Here is a 14995-nt window from a genome sequence, read left to right on the forward strand (position 1 = left end):
TTCTATAACTCACTACAGCGCTCGCAAACTATGACTGGCACATAGGCTTTCTTGACATTCCATCATCCACAGGTACAATTAAACTAGGTATGAGGAGGGATACGCATGGCTCGTTTTGCTGCATTCATTGTAATGCTTATTCCTGGTCTTATGGCTGCAGGTGGCATTAAATTTATGCGTGATACATTATTCGGTAAGCTCATCTCACCTTTCCCATTTTTATGGCTACAATTTGTTGTTGGCATCATATTCTTTGTTGTCGGCTTTGGCTTTTTCGCAGGCTTTTTACTTCACCGCGATCGAAAAAAAGGAAAAGTGGCTCCGCGCTTCCAAAAAAAATAGAAATAGCTATCCAAATAAGTCGTTTTGACTTACTGGATAGCTATTTTTATTGACGTTGTTGTATTGCGATCACCTTATCAGGGAAATCTGTAATCCAGCCAACAACAGCTGGATGTGGATTCGTCAAAAATTTTTCATTTCCATCAATCGCATAAAAACGACATGCTTTAGCGCTTGCTACACATGCCTCTAAATAGCGTGGTTTATAATACTTTTTATGCATATGCACGCTGTCAATTGCTTGGTAATCACATAATAAATCCCATTTCAATTTTTTGGTGGCGATAAGTGCTGTCTCATATTGTGGCGTATATTGTTTCACCATTTCTAATAACTCATAGTGAAACGATGAAAAATGACTGCCCTCAGGTAATGTTAGTCCTTGAAGCATACGGACAAGTGCACCTTTATTGTCAAGGATAGTCGATTTTAATTCGACATTTAGTGGGAGTTGTTGTGTATTTGCCCACGCTAAAACTGCATCAAACACTGGAATTTTATACGATGAAAATAGTCGTGCCCACGGCTTTCCAAGTTTAAACCGCTGTAGCTCATCTATCGTACATGCATTCACAAGTTTATTGATGCCAACTAGTCTTGATAATTGTGGATCATGGTACACAACTGGTACCCCTTCTTTTGACAGCTGAATATCTATTTCAATACCGTCAGCTCCAAGCTCTAGTGCTTTTTCAAAAGCTTTAAAACTATTTTCAAGTGCATAAGCCGAAGCTCCCCGATGTGCAAAAACAGGGACAAACGATTCGTTAGACATTTAATTCACCGAATTCGAGTAAAAATTTACCATTTGTCACTTTAGTCAATAGTGATGATTTTTTGCCGATTTGAATATACGTACCTGGATGCGCTTCCTTTTTCACGATAATTTCTTCTTTTCCGGCATGGCGCATTTCATCCATCATTAACTTAATTTCACGATCTACCGTCACTGCCTCGGCCTTCATTTTTGACAAACTCTGCTTGGTTTGCTCAAAAGTAGCAATTTGTTGTGTAGTCATTTGATTGAGGAGTGGTAATAAGCTCTTAAGCTTCGCTTCATGATCAGCGATTTCCGATTGCAGTTGTTTAAGCATTGTTGCTTTTTCCTGCATCAATGAATAGCTCTCCTGTTTATTGACACTTTCAATGATTAAATCTGTTCGACGCTCTAAACGATTTCCAGAAATAGCGGTAACAATAGAACTTTTTGCAACAGCTTGACCACCAATAATTTTACCCTTGCGTTCATCTACAAAAATAGAATGTGCCGAAAGTTGCGAGCCAAGTGAATAAAAGCCTATATGGATACTGTCAGCTGCTACTAAATTGGCTTCATTTACATGTTTTACGAAAATGTTGCCGCCCGCTTCCACAAGCGTAGAGCCAAGGCCAAAAATACCACCCCGAATATACACATCACCCTCAATGGATTTGATGAGTTTCGCTCCACTTACGCCTTCTGCTCCTTCAATCGAAATATCGCCTGTCGCAATCACTGTATAACCAGAAGTAACAGTCCCTTTAATGCTTAAAGACCCATTAAATTCTAAGTTGCCCGTTCCAACTCCAACATCTCCATTTATTGGTAAATGACGGTTAACGCCTATCATACCTTTGACATCATCTAAAACACCAGCTATTTTTGACCGGATGACAGTTTTGCCATCTTCCTCTACTTCATAGGCTGATTTTTTGTCATAACGAATAGGGAAATCACGCCCTGGCGCCGCAGCTAAAATGTCACCGCATACATTTTGACCTGGTTGACCTAATGTTGCAGGAATTTTTTCACCAAGCCACGATCCCTCTGAGATTTCTGATATAAAATTCATATCATAGTAATCAGCTTTTCCGTCTTCACGAATAACGGGTTTTCTCTCTGGTTTTGGTAAATATGTAATTTGCGCATCTGTTCCTGCTACCGGTGATGTTCCTTGAGCAATTAAAAATGCTTTCCCTGGTTCAATTTTAGTAATATCAAAATCTAAAATTCCATGTGTAATACCTTCGTTTGCTAGTGTTTCAACTATTTGTTGAGTTAACTTATCTTTATTCTTATGAATGTAGTCTGTTGTTTCATATATAAATATAGAGGCAGACATTTTATCTCGTGCAATTTCAGCTTCTACATTTGGAAGCCAACGTCCAATTTCAACAGGACTTGTACCTTCTGTCGCTAATACAGTTTTCAATGTAGAAAAATTAGACAGTTTTAATCGTGGATGACTACGTAAGATGCCGTCAAATTCTTTTAATGGAAAACCAGCACTATATGTAAGCATAAATACCTTTCCGTTTTCTTCCGATATTTCGAAGTTATCATTCCGAACTAGGATCACGTTACCTCCTCCTTCCCTCTATCTGTAAGTATATACAATCTATTTACATTTGTTTAGAGACAATTGTCACTACTCACAAAGAAAATACCCCTACTTTATCAGTAATGTTACGATAGAATCCAAGCATTTTCATCGGCAATAATAGCCTATTTATACTATACAAAAACATAATTTACGTCATTAAAAGGTTGGTACTGCCATAATTGTACAAAATTTCTGTAAAATAAAGTCAGTCTATATTTTATCTTTTTCTACACTTAACTACTAGGGATGTCTTCCTCACTATTTTTTGTTTACTTAGTATTGGGTCTTGTCTCCTAAATTGCAAAAAAAATACGCCTCTCAAACAGTCAGCGCAAACTGTCTAAAAAGGCGTTATAAATTTCGCTATATCAGCGTTATCTAAAATAGATTTACCTAGTTATTCTCCGCTAAGCTATCGTACATAAACCCTAGTCTTACCAACGTTAGCTCGCCATCATATCGATGCGAATCTTGTCCGCAATCATAGCGATGAATTCGCTATTTGTCGGCTTGGACTTTAAGTGATGCACCGTATAACCGAACATCGACGAAATAGACTCATAATTGCCACGATTCCAGGCAACTTCAATGGCATGACGAATGGCACGTTCTACACGTGACGGCGTTGTATTGAATTTTTTCGCGATTTCTGGATATAGAATTTTCGTCACAGAACCTAATAACTCGATATCTTCATACACCATTTGAATCGCCTCACGTAAATAAGAGTAACCTTTAATATGGGCTGGAACACCGATTTCTTTAATAATGGCTGTAATCGTACTGTCTAATTGATGCTGATTTAATTTCTGAGGAGCTGTTTGTTGTAAAACACTTGTCTTTTTCGGTAATGTAGCCTTTTGACCTGCACAATGCAAGATCTTCTGAACCAACTGATCGAACTCAAATGGCTTTAACATAAAGTATGAAGCCCCTAAATCTACTGCTTGTTTCATAACATCCTCTTGTCCAAATGCAGTTAACATAATGACTTGTATAGAAGACATACGGTCATTTTGATACATGGCCTCTAATACCGCTAACCCATCAAGATGTGGCATGATAATATCTAGCAATAAAATATCTGGTGTAAACTCTTCAAGCATTTGAAGACAAATTTTACCATTTGAAGCAGTTGCAATTATTTCAATCTCCGGATGTCCTTGAAAATACTGTTCCATTGTTTTTAATAACTCACGATTATCATCTGCTATCGCCACTTTTACTTTTGTCATTTCAATTCCTCCTTCTGGACTTCGCTTTGAATTATCAAAGCGTTAAACCTTTTTCCCCTTTATGCCTTTTTGACACACTGTGGAATTTTCGACATTTTTGTGTTAAAAACCTTTTCTATTTCCAAAAATGAGTATGTAGTCCGATACTTTCTTTTTATATCGACAATTTACGATATTTCCCAGTGAAATGTCGTGCGCTCATAAGGTTTATTTTAGTTAAAAATTACATATAAAACTACACTTTTTTTTAAGTATCGATAAATCCCTCTTATTTTGGTATGAAATACTTGGTGAATGAGATAATATATTGCATAAACTTTAGAGAACGGAGCTACCAAAGGCAGCCCCGTTATTTATTCATGTGATTTATTTAACATTTCTGCAACTGTAATTGCTGCCCCTTTTTTAGGTTCCTCCACAAACATATGTGTGACTGCACCTACAAAACGACCGTCTTGAATGATAGGGCTACCACTCATACCCTGCAGGATGCCACCTGTTTTCTCGATAAGCTTTTGGTCAGACACGACAAACTCAAGTCGTCCATTTTCAACTTTTGTGATATCTATTGAAAATGTTTCCACCTTACTGCCCTCAATCGCCGTATAGATTTGAGCTTTACCTGTTTTTATATCTTTTTCATGCATAATTTCAATTGCTTTTGGCAACCTTTGTTGATAACTGTCTTCCCAACGTCCAAAAATACCATAAACTGTATTTTTATCAATACTACCTAGTCGTTCTTGGTGTTTTTCAATGGAAGAAATTTTGTAGCCTGGTTGCCCAGGTGTGCTTTTACGGATTTGTTGGATGGAAGCTAAAAAAATGGAACCAGCTCGAAAGACAGGGGCTTCTTGTAAGGTTGAGTCAACAATTTGATGGCCTAATGCACCGTAATTTTTTGTCTCTGGATCAATGTATGTCAATGTCCCTACTCCATCTGTTTCATCTTTCAAAAAAGAAATAACATGTTCTGCTTCTTTGTCCTTTAATTCAACTGTTACTTGTTTTCCTTCACTTTTCATCGTCCATGTCTGTTGACCCTGTTGTGCAATAGCTTGTTTGGCATCATCAAGTGTTTTTACAGTGGTATCATTTATTTTTTCAATGACTGCACCACCCTTCATCCATTGATTGGAAGCTAACAACACATCATGAGCAACAAATACATGAGATAACTGAAGTTGAATCCCAATTGCTTCGCCCATCGGAATAAGCTTTTTGGCCGCAAAAGCTTGAATGGGCAAACATAAGAACACGATGAGCATAGGCAAAATGACAAATTGACGCCAACGACGATTCATACGACACCTCCTTTTCATTTTAGTCTTGTTACTATGTGTTTTTGTATCATTCTTATAAGCGGTAAATATTTGCGCAAAATGCAAAAAACCCAGAAACAGTTGAAATTGTTTCTGGATATTTTTAAAATAATGTTAACGCATGCGTTTTTTTCGCTCATTGGCCATGTTTAAAAGCTCTGTTGCGTGCTGTAAAGTTAAGTCTGTAATTTCAGCACCTGACATCATTCTACTTACTTCTTCAATGCGCGCATGTGTATCTATTTCAGCCAATGACGTAAACGTACGGTCATGCTCGACTTCTTTTTTTATAAAATAATGATGATCTGCCATTGCAGCCACTTGTGGTAAATGTGAAATACATAACACTTGAGAATTAATAGAAATTGCGGCAATTTTTTCAGCAATTGCTTGTGCCACTCGACCACTCACACCTGTATCAACCTCATCAAAAATAATGGATGTTACACCATTCGATGAAGAGAAAATGGTCTTTAACGCTAACATCATACGCGATAATTCACCGCCAGAAGCAATTTTCGGTAAAGATTTCGGTGGTTCTCCGACATTCGTTGAAATATAGAATATGACCTGATCTTTACCATTTGCATCGAAATAAGGCAAAGCATCAAAATTCACGATAAACTTTGCTTTTTCCATATGTAATTCCCGCAACTCAGCCATAATAGCTTCACTTAATTCATGAGCAGCTACTTTCCGGACATTAGATAGTTCTGTTGCTAATTCATTCAAAATTTCTTCCATTTCAAGAACTTTACGTTCTTTCACTTGTAAAATTTCGTCACGATTTAATAACTCGTTCAGCTCTGTTTTAATTTTTTCATAATAGGTTAAAATATCTTCAACCGTTGCTCCATATTTACGCTTCATGTTTTGTAAAAGAGCAAGTCGTTGCTCGACTTCGTTTAGTCGGGCTGGATCAAATTCGAGTTCGTCTAGTACATTTTTCACCTGATAGGCTGCATCCTGCAAAGCATAAAACGCTGTTGTGACAGCTTCCGAAGCATCTTTAAATTGTTCATCAATGGTAGCAGCATCCTCTAAAGCTCCCATGGCACTACCAATCCAGTCCAAGCCTTTCGTTTCTCCTTGGATTGCTTCATAAGCTGCACTAGATCGTTCAAAAATTTTATTGAAGTTCATCAGACGGCGACGTTCATCGAGCAGCTCGTCTTCCTCACCTAGTTTTAAATTTGCGTCTTCTAATTCTTTCATTTGAAACTGGTACAAATCAATGCGTTGCGCCATTATCTGCTCATCTATAGAAATCGATGCCAATTCTTTCTTCAACGCTCGATATTCTTCATATTGCTTACCGTATATATCTTGAATGGGTGTAAGCTGTTCCTCAGCAAATTGGTCAAGTAAATGAATATGTTGTTTTTCATCCATTAATTCTTGGTTTTCATGCTGGCCATGAATGTCAATCAGACTAGCCCCGATATCCCGTAATACGGATAATGGAACAAGTTTGCCATTCACACGACAGATACTTTTACCAGTGTCATTCAAATCACGACGCAATATGATGGTATCTTCTTCTATTTCTATACCGGCATCCTCTAATTTTTTGTAAACAAGGTGTACAGGACTTGGAATTTGGAATAATCCACCTAACTCTGCTTTTTTAGCGCCATGGCGAATAAATTCTGAATTTCCTCTACCACCAGCAAGTAAATGCACGGCATCAATAATAATCGATTTCCCTGCTCCTGTTTCTCCCGTTAACACCGTTAAACCATCTGAAAAGCTAACTGTTAAATCCTCAATGATGGCAAAGTTTCGAATACTAAGCTCTCTTAACACAAAATGTCACCTCTGTATCAAATTCTCCCTGTTATTTTTCCCGTTACTAACTGGTGCAAATACTAAGTCTTTCACATCAAAATACAGACTATGAAAAGTTATGCCCCTATTAGTTCAACTAAAAATCAGGGAACCAACGATTAAAGTTTCACTTTATAACATTTCTAACAAGCGATTTTTTGTATTTTCACGCTCATTTTCGTCGCGACAAATGATTAAAATTGTATCGTCCCCAGAAATAGTTCCTAAAATTTCTGGCCAATCTAAATGGTCAAGAAGCGATGCGATGGCATTCGCATTTCCTGGAAGTGCCTTCATGACTAAAAAATGCGAAGCACCATCAATACTAATAAAAGCATCTGCTAATGCACGGTGTAATTTTTGTACAGGATTGAATCGTTGGTCTGCGGGTAAGCTATATTTGTAACGTCCATCTTGCAATGGTACCTTGACAAGGTGCAATTCTTTAATATCTCGTGAGACTGTTGCTTGCGTCACATTATAGCCTGCATCCTTTAAAAAATCGACTAAATCATCTTGAGTTTCAATTTCATGATTTGCAATAATATCCCTAATTCGTATATGTCTTTGACTTTTATTCATATCCGTCACCTCTTATAAATAGTTAAGTATTTGTATATTTACACTACCATCTTGAACATAAAAGCACAAGAAAAAACACGGCTCTACTAGCGAGCACGTGTTATTTTAGTGCACTATGCGCTTCTTCAACGAGTGCATTAAAAGTTGTATATGCAGGAATTTTTTCCGCATCTACTGGATTCACTAAATGGAATAAAAATTCAATATTACCTTCGCCACCTGTAATTGGCGAAAAAGATGCATCCTTGACAATAAATCCAACTTGTGTGGCCATTTTTGCAGTCTTTTCTAAGACATCAAGGTGTACCTTTTTATCACGAACAATGCCCTTTTTACCTACATTTTCTTTTCCGGCTTCAAACTGTGGCTTTACTAAAGCCATGACATCCCCACCAGGCATTAATACTGTTTTTAAAACTGGTAAAATTAAAGATAATGAAATAAAGCTGACATCTATTGTGGCAAAGTCAGGCAATCCCTTTGTTAAATCAGCCGCCGTCGTATAGCGAAAATTTGTTTTTTCCATAACGGTTACACGTTCATCGGATCGTATTTTCCATGCAAGCTGATTTGAACCTACATCTAATGCATAACAATGTCTTGCACCATTTTGTAGGGCACAATCTGTAAAGCCACCTGTAGAGGAGCCGATGTCCAACATCAGCTTACCTTCTACAGACATATCAAAAATTTGTAGTGCTTTTTCCAGTTTCAAGCCTCCACGGCTCACATACTTTAAATCTGAACCTTTTACTTGTAGTGGTGCATCGATAACAATTTTTTCTCCGGCCTTATCAATGCGAATTTCATTTGAAAAGACAAGCCCAGCCATAATAGAGCGTTTCGCCTTTTCTCGTGTTTCACACAGTCCACGCTCTACAAGTAAAATATCTACACGTTCTTTCGGTTGTTTTGTCATTATTTGTTTAAACCTACTTGCTGTTTTTGTTGTAGTAACACATGCATTCGTGCTACTGTATCTTCTGCTGTCATATGGATTTCTGCAAGCAATTGGTCTACATTGCCATGCTCGATAAATTGGTCTGGGATACCCATGCGATCGATAAGTGCATTTAAATAGCCGTGGTCATGAGCAAATTCGAGCACACCGCTACCAAAACCGCCTTGTAATATCGCCTCTTCAATCGTTAGTACTGGCATATGATTCGTTAAAATACGATGTAGCATATCTTCATCCATCGGTTTAATGAATCGTGCATTGACCACTTCTACGTCGATACCTTGTTGTGCTAAAAGATTTGCAGCTTCCATAGCCATTGGAATTGTCGTTCCAAATGTTAAAATAGCAGCGTCTTTTCCTGCTCGCAATACTTCCCAGCTACCAATCGGCAAACTCATTAGTTCATCATCCATCGGTACCCCTAAACCATTGCCTCGCGGATAGCGAAGCGCAATCGGTCCACCATCATAATCGATCGCTGTTTTCACCATATGCTGTCCTTCATTTTCATCCTTAGGCATCATAATGGTCATATTTGGCAAATGACGAAGGAATGCAATGTCAAATACACCTTGGTGTGTTTCACCATCTGCTCCAACTAAACCGGCACGGTCAATACCAATAAAGACATTTAAATTTGGCCGTGCAATATCATGAAGGACCTGATCGTAAGCACGTTGTAAAAACGTTGAGTAAATAGCTAGAAATGGCTTCATTTTCTGTGTCGCAAGACCTGCCGCCATCGTTGCAGCATGCTGCTCAGCTATCCCAACATCAAAGAAACGTTTAGGAAAATCTTGTTGAATTCCTTGTAATTTTGAGCCCACTGGCATTGCAGGAGTAATTGTGACAATACGCTCATCTTCATGTGAAATTTTGCGAACTGTCTCAGCGATTAAACTGCTCCAAGCAGGACCTTTTGTTTCTGATTTCACAAATGCGCCAGTCTCCATTTTATAAGGACCTGTCCCATGCCAATTACCAATTGTATCATCTTCAGCAGGTTTGTAACCTTTACCCTTTTTCGTAATAACATGAACAAGGACAGGGCCATTTACCTTTTTAGCATACGATAACGTCGTTTCAAGTGCGTCAAAATCATGTCCATCGATTGGTCCTAAATATTTAAAGCCCAATTCTTCAAAGAAAACACCTGATACAACCATATATTTCAAACTATCTTTTAAACGTTCTGCTGTTGATGCAAGTTTACCACCAAGAACAGGTATTTTATTTATTAATGATTCTAATTCTTCTTTGGCTTTGGAATATTCCTTGGCCGTGCGCAGACGACCGAGTACACTATGCAAGGCACCAACGTTCGGTGCAATCGACATTTCATTATCATTTAAAATGACAATCATATTTGTTTTCGCATGGCCAATATGATTTAACGCCTCTAGCGCCATACCGCCTGTTAAGGCCCCGTCCCCGATAATAGGGACCACAAAGTTTTTTTCGTTTTTAATATCACGTGCTGCTGCCATACCCATAGCTGCTGACAAAGAAGTCGAGCTATGACCTGTTTCCCATTCATCATGTTCACTCTCCACAAGCTTTGGAAATCCACAAAGCCCTTTGAACTGACGTAATGTATCAAATTGACTCGCGCGACCTGTCAAAATTTTATGCACGTAAGCTTGGTGGCCAACATCCCATAAAAACTTATCTTTTGGACTGTCAAACATTTTATGAAGCATAATTGTGAGCTCCACAACGCCTAGGTTTGGTCCGATATGACCACCTGTGACAGAACATTTTTCGATTAAGAAGGTACGAATTTCTTTTGCAAGCTGTTCGAGCTCCTTCTTATTTAAGTTTTTTAAAAAGGATGGACTAGAGATCTTGTTTAAATCCACCTTTTTCACACACCTTTTCAATAAATTATTCACCGCATTCGTGTTTCCACCATTATAACAGTGTTATCATTATGCTAAAAGTACGAACACTTTATTGTTTACACATTGGCAAACGTCCTCACCTATTCTAGCATAATTGTTCCCTTTAACGCCTTGTTTTTCTCTTAGTTTTTACGATGAACAATATATGATGCAAACTCTTGTAGTAAGCTACCATTTACTTGTAATTTGCTTAGTGCTGTAATAGCAAGCTGATAATGCTCGTCAAGTTTTTCTTTTGCTCCATTTAACGTTAACAATGCCGGATAAGTGCTTTTATCGCTCGCTACATCTTTACCTGCTGTTTTTCCTAGTTCCTCTGTAGTTCCCTCAATATCTAAAATATCGTCTTGGATTTGGAAAGCAAGGCCTATATGATGTGCGTATTCCTTTAAAACTGCACGTTCTTCTTGAGATACATCAGCTAATACTGCGCCTGATTCTATGCTAAAGCGTAATAATGCACCTGTTTTATTGATATGAACATGTTCAAGCTCAGTTAGGCTTAACTGACGTTTCTCACCTTCCATATCCAGCACTTGACCACCAACCATGCCTTCTGCGCCAGCTGCCACACTTAAGAGATTTACTAATTCAATTCGTTTCTCCGCAGATACATTCATGCGCGCCAAAATGCCGAAAGCTAATGTATTTAATGCATCTCCCGCAAGTGTTGCTAGCGCCTCACCAAATACCTTATGATTCGTCGGCTTACCACGACGGAAATCATCATTATCCATACTTGGTAGGTCATCATGGATTAATGAATACGTATGAATCATTTCAATAACCGCACCTACAGTGAGCCCATCCTTTTTGTCTTTAGCAAACAGTTCTAATACCGCTAATACGAAAAGCGGACGAATGCGCTTGCCTCCTGCTTTTAAAGAATAGAGCATCGATTCCTTTAAATCGGCCGGTGCGTCAATTTTTTCAACAAGTGCGAACATTTCAGCTTCTACTTGTGGTGTATTGCTTTCAATAAAATGTTTTAATTGCTCGTTCATTGATTAGTTCTCTCCCTTTAGCGGATCAAATGCTGTTGTTTCACCTGTCTCTTGGACAATCGAGATTAACTGTTGTTCTGCATGTTGAAGCTTACCATGGCAAAATTGTGATAGTTCCATGCCTTGCTTATATAAATCAATCGCATTTTCTAATGGTACGTCGCCTTGCTCTAACTGACGGACAATTTCTTCAAGTGCCGTCATTGCTTCTGCGAATGTTTGTTGGTTCTTCGCCATGTCTATTCCCCCTCATTATTTGGCAAGACATTTGTCACTTCAGCAATAACTTTCCCATCATGGAAGGAAAGTACTAGCTGATCTTTTGGCTTTAAGTTAGCGGATGATTTTAACATTTTTTCATCTTTGTAAGCAACCGTAAAGCCCCTTGTTAAAATAGAAAGTGGATTTAATGCTTCAAGCGTTCGCACAGATGCCTCAAATTGTTGCTTTTGCTTCGTTACAAAATGTGTTGCTGAACGTGTTAGCTGATGGATGCGTGCTTCCAGCTCTTTTTGATGGAATGCTAATGCTTTTTTCGGTGATTGTTGCTCCACAGCACTGTGCAATTTTTGAAGTTGTGCTGCTTTTTTCATTAAATCTACCTGCATTGCTTTCTGCAACCCCGACTCAATTTGTGCGAGTCTCTCCGTAAATGGTCGATATAATCTCTCCGGCATCGACAGTGGATAAGACTGTTGGAGCTTATTTAGACGTTGTCGCTCTGCCATAAGTTGCGCTCTTACTATTTGATGAAGTTGCGACTTTTGTGCGAGTACACGCTGGAATAGTTCCTGCTGATCTGGCACGGCCATTTCTGCTGCTGCAGTTGGTGTGGGTGCCCGCAAATCTGCGACATAATCAGCTATAGTCGTATCGGTTTCATGACCAACCGCACTAATGATGGGGATACGGCTTTCGAAGATTGCACGTGCAACCACTTCCTCATTAAATGCCCATAAATCCTCAATGGACCCTCCACCACGACCAACAAGTAATACGTCACAACTTGCATCACGATTAGCACGTTCAATACTTTGTACAATGCTTGGTGCTGCTTGCACCCCCTGCACAAGTGTTGGATAAATTAAAATTTCAGCAAGCGGATATCGCCGTTTTAGTGTTGTGCAAATATCGCGAATCGCCGCTCCCGTGGTTGACGTTAAGATACCAATTTTTTCCGGGAACTTCGGTAACGACTGTTTCCATTCAGCTTTAAAAAGTCCTTCCTTTTGTAACTGTTCCTTCAGTTGGTTAAAGGCAACGAACAAGCTGCCGATGCCATCCGGCTGCATTTCCTGCACATATAATTGATATGTACCATAACCTTCGTAAACGTTTACATCTCCTCGGATAAATACCTGCATACCATCCGTTGGCTCGAATGCTAGTTTCGATGCGGCTGCTTTAAACATCGTTGCCGCTATCCGTGCACCGTCATCCTTTAACGTAAAGTAAATATGCCCTGATTGATGTACCTTGACATTTGATAGCTCTCCCTTGACATAAACCTCACGTAAATGCGGGTCAGCATCAAATTTTCGTTTAATATATTTTGTTAACGCTTTTACAGTTAAATAAGAAGCTGATGACATTTTGATTCGGCTCCTTTACTAAAATCAAGTTTTTCACAAAACTACACTTATCATAACATTTTTTATTGTGCCTGACCTGTAAAAATGCAGTTTCGCAAGAAAAATGGCCCATGTTAAAAGCACGAACTAATGCATTTGCTTGAAATCTACCAGCAAACGGAAAAGACCACATAACGACAGTATCGTCATGCGGAGAATGTTTTAATAAAAAATGAACAATAATGTACCGACAATAAAACAATAATAGGTAAAGTAGCTAAGCTTACCACTTTTCATAATGCCCATAAACCATCGCATTGCAAAATATGTCATAAATAATGTAGCAATAAAAGTTGCTGCATACGGCACTGCTAATGCACTCTTATTTGGCTCATCTAAAAAATCTGTAATCCCGAGTACGACGCCACCAAGACTAACTGGAATATAAAGCATGAACGAGAAGCGTAATGCGGTGTCCTGCCTCATGCCAACTGCAATGGCCGAAATAATAGTTGCACCTGAACGACTAATGCCAGGCGTTAATGCTACTGCTTGACCAAGGCCTACTATTATTGCATCTTTCGCACGCAAATCAGCATCCTTCTTCGTCCCGCGCATATTACGAATTAACCAAAGTGCAATGCCGGTTACAAATAACATCATAGCAATTGTCGTCATGCTTATATTATCTGCAATGACATCGCTTAGTAAAACACCTAATATCCCGGCTGGAATGGAACCTATCAAAATGTATAATGCAAAACGAAAATCCACTTTATAGCGTCTTTCACGCGTTTTGATATAAAGGAAAAAATGTGTTATGAGTCGTACTATATCTTCCCGATAAATAAACACAATGGCCAACAATGAAGCCGTATTCGTTAGGATGGCGAATGTAAAGCCTTGTTCACCCAAACCAAGTAATTCACTAGCAATCATGACATGACCACTCGATGATACCGGAATAGGCTCTGTAAACCCTTGCACAAGTCCAATAAAAATATGCTTCAAAATAAGTATTATATCGAAGTTCTCCATTAATACCCTCCATAATTAGTATGTATAATGCAAACTTTAGTTAAGACGTTGGGATTATCTGAAAGGTTCGCACAAAAAAGAGCATATCTCAATCTATGAGATATGCCCAGACTATAGACAAACTCAAAAAATCTTTTTTCTTTGAAAATAGAAGTATCTATACGAACCCATTGATTTGCGCTACGTCGAACGCTTTTCGCAGGCAGGACTTCAGTCTCCTCGTCGCTACGCTCCTGCGGGGCCTTCAACTCATGCTATTCTTTGCAGAAGTCGCCGCCTATGCTCCAATCAACTAGTGTATCCTATTCAACGACAACGAAAAAAGGTAGAAGACTGTACAAATCCCATCCGTTTTAATGCGCAAGTTGTCCGTTATTGGCTCAGTGTACGACGAGTAAGGATCATCGAAAAATCATTGAATATCACTATTTGGGCGCATCATGTGGAAGAAGCCAATCATTTATATCATCAAAGTGACATGAAACAAATTATGCACGTCAAAAAGAAAAGATTGAACGTTTATCTGCGGATGCGAAAGAAAAGCATGGTATGCGTTGGACAACCTTACGAAGGATTAAAAAATTGTTCATGCAGGTAATACTACTTACTTTTGAAGAAGCTAGCTAATTGGACATGGCAAAGTTCAAAAATGGCAGAAAATAGTTACTTGTAGCGTACTACTGTCGTTAATAGGGGCTATTTGGTACGAATATGTCTGATAAAATGTCAAAAGGTATTCGGAATATGATCATTCCGAACACCTTTTTTCGTCAATTTGAGCAATCTCAATCTATAAGTTATGCTCTTTAAATAGTATCTTTTTCAATTAGACATTGCTTGAATCAATGT

General features: G+C 38.6%; 13 protein-coding genes and 1 pseudogene. 2 read left to right on the forward strand and 12 right to left on the reverse strand.

Features of this window, described 5'->3' with window-relative positions; genetic code table 11:
- Positions 1 to 105 precede the first annotated feature (105 nt).
- Positions 106 to 342 carry a DUF2627 family protein gene (locus H131_RS13540; RefSeq protein ID WP_010859733.1) on the forward strand — a complete coding sequence of 79 codons (237 nt, stop codon included), beginning with the start codon at positions 106 to 108 and terminating at the stop codon, positions 340 to 342.
- Between the two features lie 46 nt (positions 343 to 388).
- Here H131_RS13540 and H131_RS13545 read toward each other — a convergent pair whose 3' ends face one another.
- The 12 genes from H131_RS13545 to H131_RS13600 all read right to left on the reverse strand — a co-directional run bounded on the left by H131_RS13545 (position 389) and on the right by H131_RS13600 (position 14146).
- A complete protein-coding gene (locus tag H131_RS13545; RefSeq protein ID WP_010859734.1) occupies positions 389 to 1117 on the reverse strand; it encodes a glycerophosphodiester phosphodiesterase in 729 nt (242 codons plus the stop codon).
- The gene (locus H131_RS13550) at positions 1110 to 2681 is read right to left on the reverse strand and encodes a DUF342 domain-containing protein (RefSeq protein ID WP_010859735.1); all 1572 of its coding nucleotides are present in this window, start codon (positions 2679 to 2681) and stop codon (positions 1110 to 1112) included. The genes H131_RS13545 and H131_RS13550 overlap by 8 nt, the downstream gene beginning before the upstream one ends.
- A gap of 467 nt (positions 2682 to 3148) precedes the next feature.
- Positions 3149 to 3940 carry a sporulation transcription factor Spo0A gene (gene spo0A / locus H131_RS13555; RefSeq protein ID WP_010859736.1) on the reverse strand — a complete coding sequence of 264 codons (792 nt, stop codon included), beginning with the start codon at positions 3938 to 3940 and terminating at the stop codon, positions 3149 to 3151.
- A 353-nt stretch (positions 3941 to 4293) separates the two neighbouring features.
- Positions 4294 to 5244 carry a SpoIVB peptidase S55 domain-containing protein gene (locus tag H131_RS13560; RefSeq protein ID WP_010859737.1) on the reverse strand — a complete coding sequence of 317 codons (951 nt, stop codon included), beginning with the start codon at positions 5242 to 5244 and terminating at the stop codon, positions 4294 to 4296.
- Between the two features lie 132 nt (positions 5245 to 5376).
- Positions 5377 to 7068, reverse strand: a complete 1692-nt coding sequence (gene recN / locus H131_RS13565; RefSeq protein WP_010859738.1) for a DNA repair protein RecN — start codon at positions 7066 to 7068, stop codon at positions 5377 to 5379.
- Between the two features lie 153 nt (positions 7069 to 7221).
- The gene (ahrC, locus tag H131_RS13570) at positions 7222 to 7671 is read right to left on the reverse strand and encodes a transcriptional regulator AhrC/ArgR (RefSeq protein WP_010859739.1); all 450 of its coding nucleotides are present in this window, start codon (positions 7669 to 7671) and stop codon (positions 7222 to 7224) included.
- 100 nt (positions 7672 to 7771) lie between these two features.
- Positions 7772 to 8590, reverse strand: coding sequence for a TlyA family RNA methyltransferase (locus H131_RS13575; protein WP_010859740.1), 819 nt, complete (start codon positions 8588 to 8590; stop codon positions 7772 to 7774).
- Positions 8590 to 10491 (reverse strand): 1-deoxy-D-xylulose-5-phosphate synthase, encoded by a 1902-nt coding sequence (gene dxs / locus H131_RS13580; RefSeq protein WP_010859741.1) that lies wholly within the window; start codon positions 10489 to 10491, stop codon positions 8590 to 8592. Before dxs ends, H131_RS13575 begins: the two co-directional genes overlap by 1 nt.
- Before the next feature lie 164 nt (positions 10492 to 10655).
- Complete coding sequence (locus H131_RS13585) at positions 10656 to 11537, reverse strand: polyprenyl synthetase family protein (protein ID WP_010859742.1); 882 nt, start codon at positions 11535 to 11537, stop codon at positions 10656 to 10658.
- Positions 11538 to 11540: 3 nt separating this feature from the next.
- Positions 11541 to 11774, reverse strand: a complete 234-nt coding sequence (gene xseB, locus H131_RS13590) for an exodeoxyribonuclease VII small subunit (protein ID WP_010859743.1) — start codon at positions 11772 to 11774, stop codon at positions 11541 to 11543.
- Positions 11775 to 11776: 2 nt separating this feature from the next.
- Positions 11777 to 13129, reverse strand: a complete 1353-nt coding sequence (xseA, locus tag H131_RS13595) for an exodeoxyribonuclease VII large subunit (RefSeq protein ID WP_010859744.1) — start codon at positions 13127 to 13129, stop codon at positions 11777 to 11779.
- Between the two features lie 201 nt (positions 13130 to 13330).
- The gene (locus H131_RS13600) at positions 13331 to 14146 is read right to left on the reverse strand and encodes an undecaprenyl-diphosphate phosphatase (protein WP_010859745.1); all 816 of its coding nucleotides are present in this window, start codon (positions 14144 to 14146) and stop codon (positions 13331 to 13333) included.
- Between the two features lie 303 nt (positions 14147 to 14449).
- On the opposite strand from H131_RS13600, the pseudogene H131_RS25450 reads away from it, so the two are divergent.
- Positions 14450 to 14819, forward strand: a pseudogene (locus H131_RS25450) (transposase); the annotation flags it as partial.
- Positions 14820 to 14995 lie beyond the last annotated feature (176 nt).

Origin of the sequence: Lysinibacillus sphaericus OT4b.31 (assembly GCF_000392615.1) — a bacterium.
Taxonomy (GTDB): domain Bacteria; phylum Bacillota; class Bacilli; order Bacillales_A; family Planococcaceae; genus Lysinibacillus; species Lysinibacillus sphaericus_B.

What these genes read in the sequence shown, in the direction of transcription:
- xseA (WP_010859744.1), bottom strand. Translation starts at nt 13,129, where the DNA reads ATGTCATCAGCTTCTTATTTAACTGTAAAAGCGTTAACAAAATATATT.
- ahrC (WP_010859739.1), bottom strand. Translation starts at nt 7,671, where the DNA reads ATGAATAAAAGTCAAAGACATATACGAATTAGGGATATTATTGCAAAT.
- H131_RS13585 (WP_010859742.1), bottom strand. Translation starts at nt 11,537, where the DNA reads ATGAACGAGCAATTAAAACATTTTATTGAAAGCAATACACCACAAGTA.
- xseB (WP_010859743.1), bottom strand. Translation starts at nt 11,774, where the DNA reads ATGGCGAAGAACCAACAAACATTCGCAGAAGCAATGACGGCACTTGAA.
- spo0A (WP_010859736.1), bottom strand. Translation starts at nt 3,940, where the DNA reads ATGACAAAAGTAAAAGTGGCGATAGCAGATGATAATCGTGAGTTATTA.
- H131_RS13560 (WP_010859737.1), bottom strand. Translation starts at nt 5,244, where the DNA reads ATGAATCGTCGTTGGCGTCAATTTGTCATTTTGCCTATGCTCATCGTG.
- H131_RS13575 (WP_010859740.1), bottom strand. Translation starts at nt 8,590, where the DNA reads ATGACAAAACAACCGAAAGAACGTGTAGATATTTTACTTGTAGAGCGT.
- H131_RS13600 (WP_010859745.1), bottom strand. Translation starts at nt 14,146, where the DNA reads ATGGAGAACTTCGATATAATACTTATTTTGAAGCATATTTTTATTGGA.
- H131_RS13540 (WP_010859733.1), top strand. Translation starts at nt 106, where the DNA reads ATGGCTCGTTTTGCTGCATTCATTGTAATGCTTATTCCTGGTCTTATG.
- H131_RS13545 (WP_010859734.1), bottom strand. Translation starts at nt 1,117, where the DNA reads ATGTCTAACGAATCGTTTGTCCCTGTTTTTGCACATCGGGGAGCTTCG.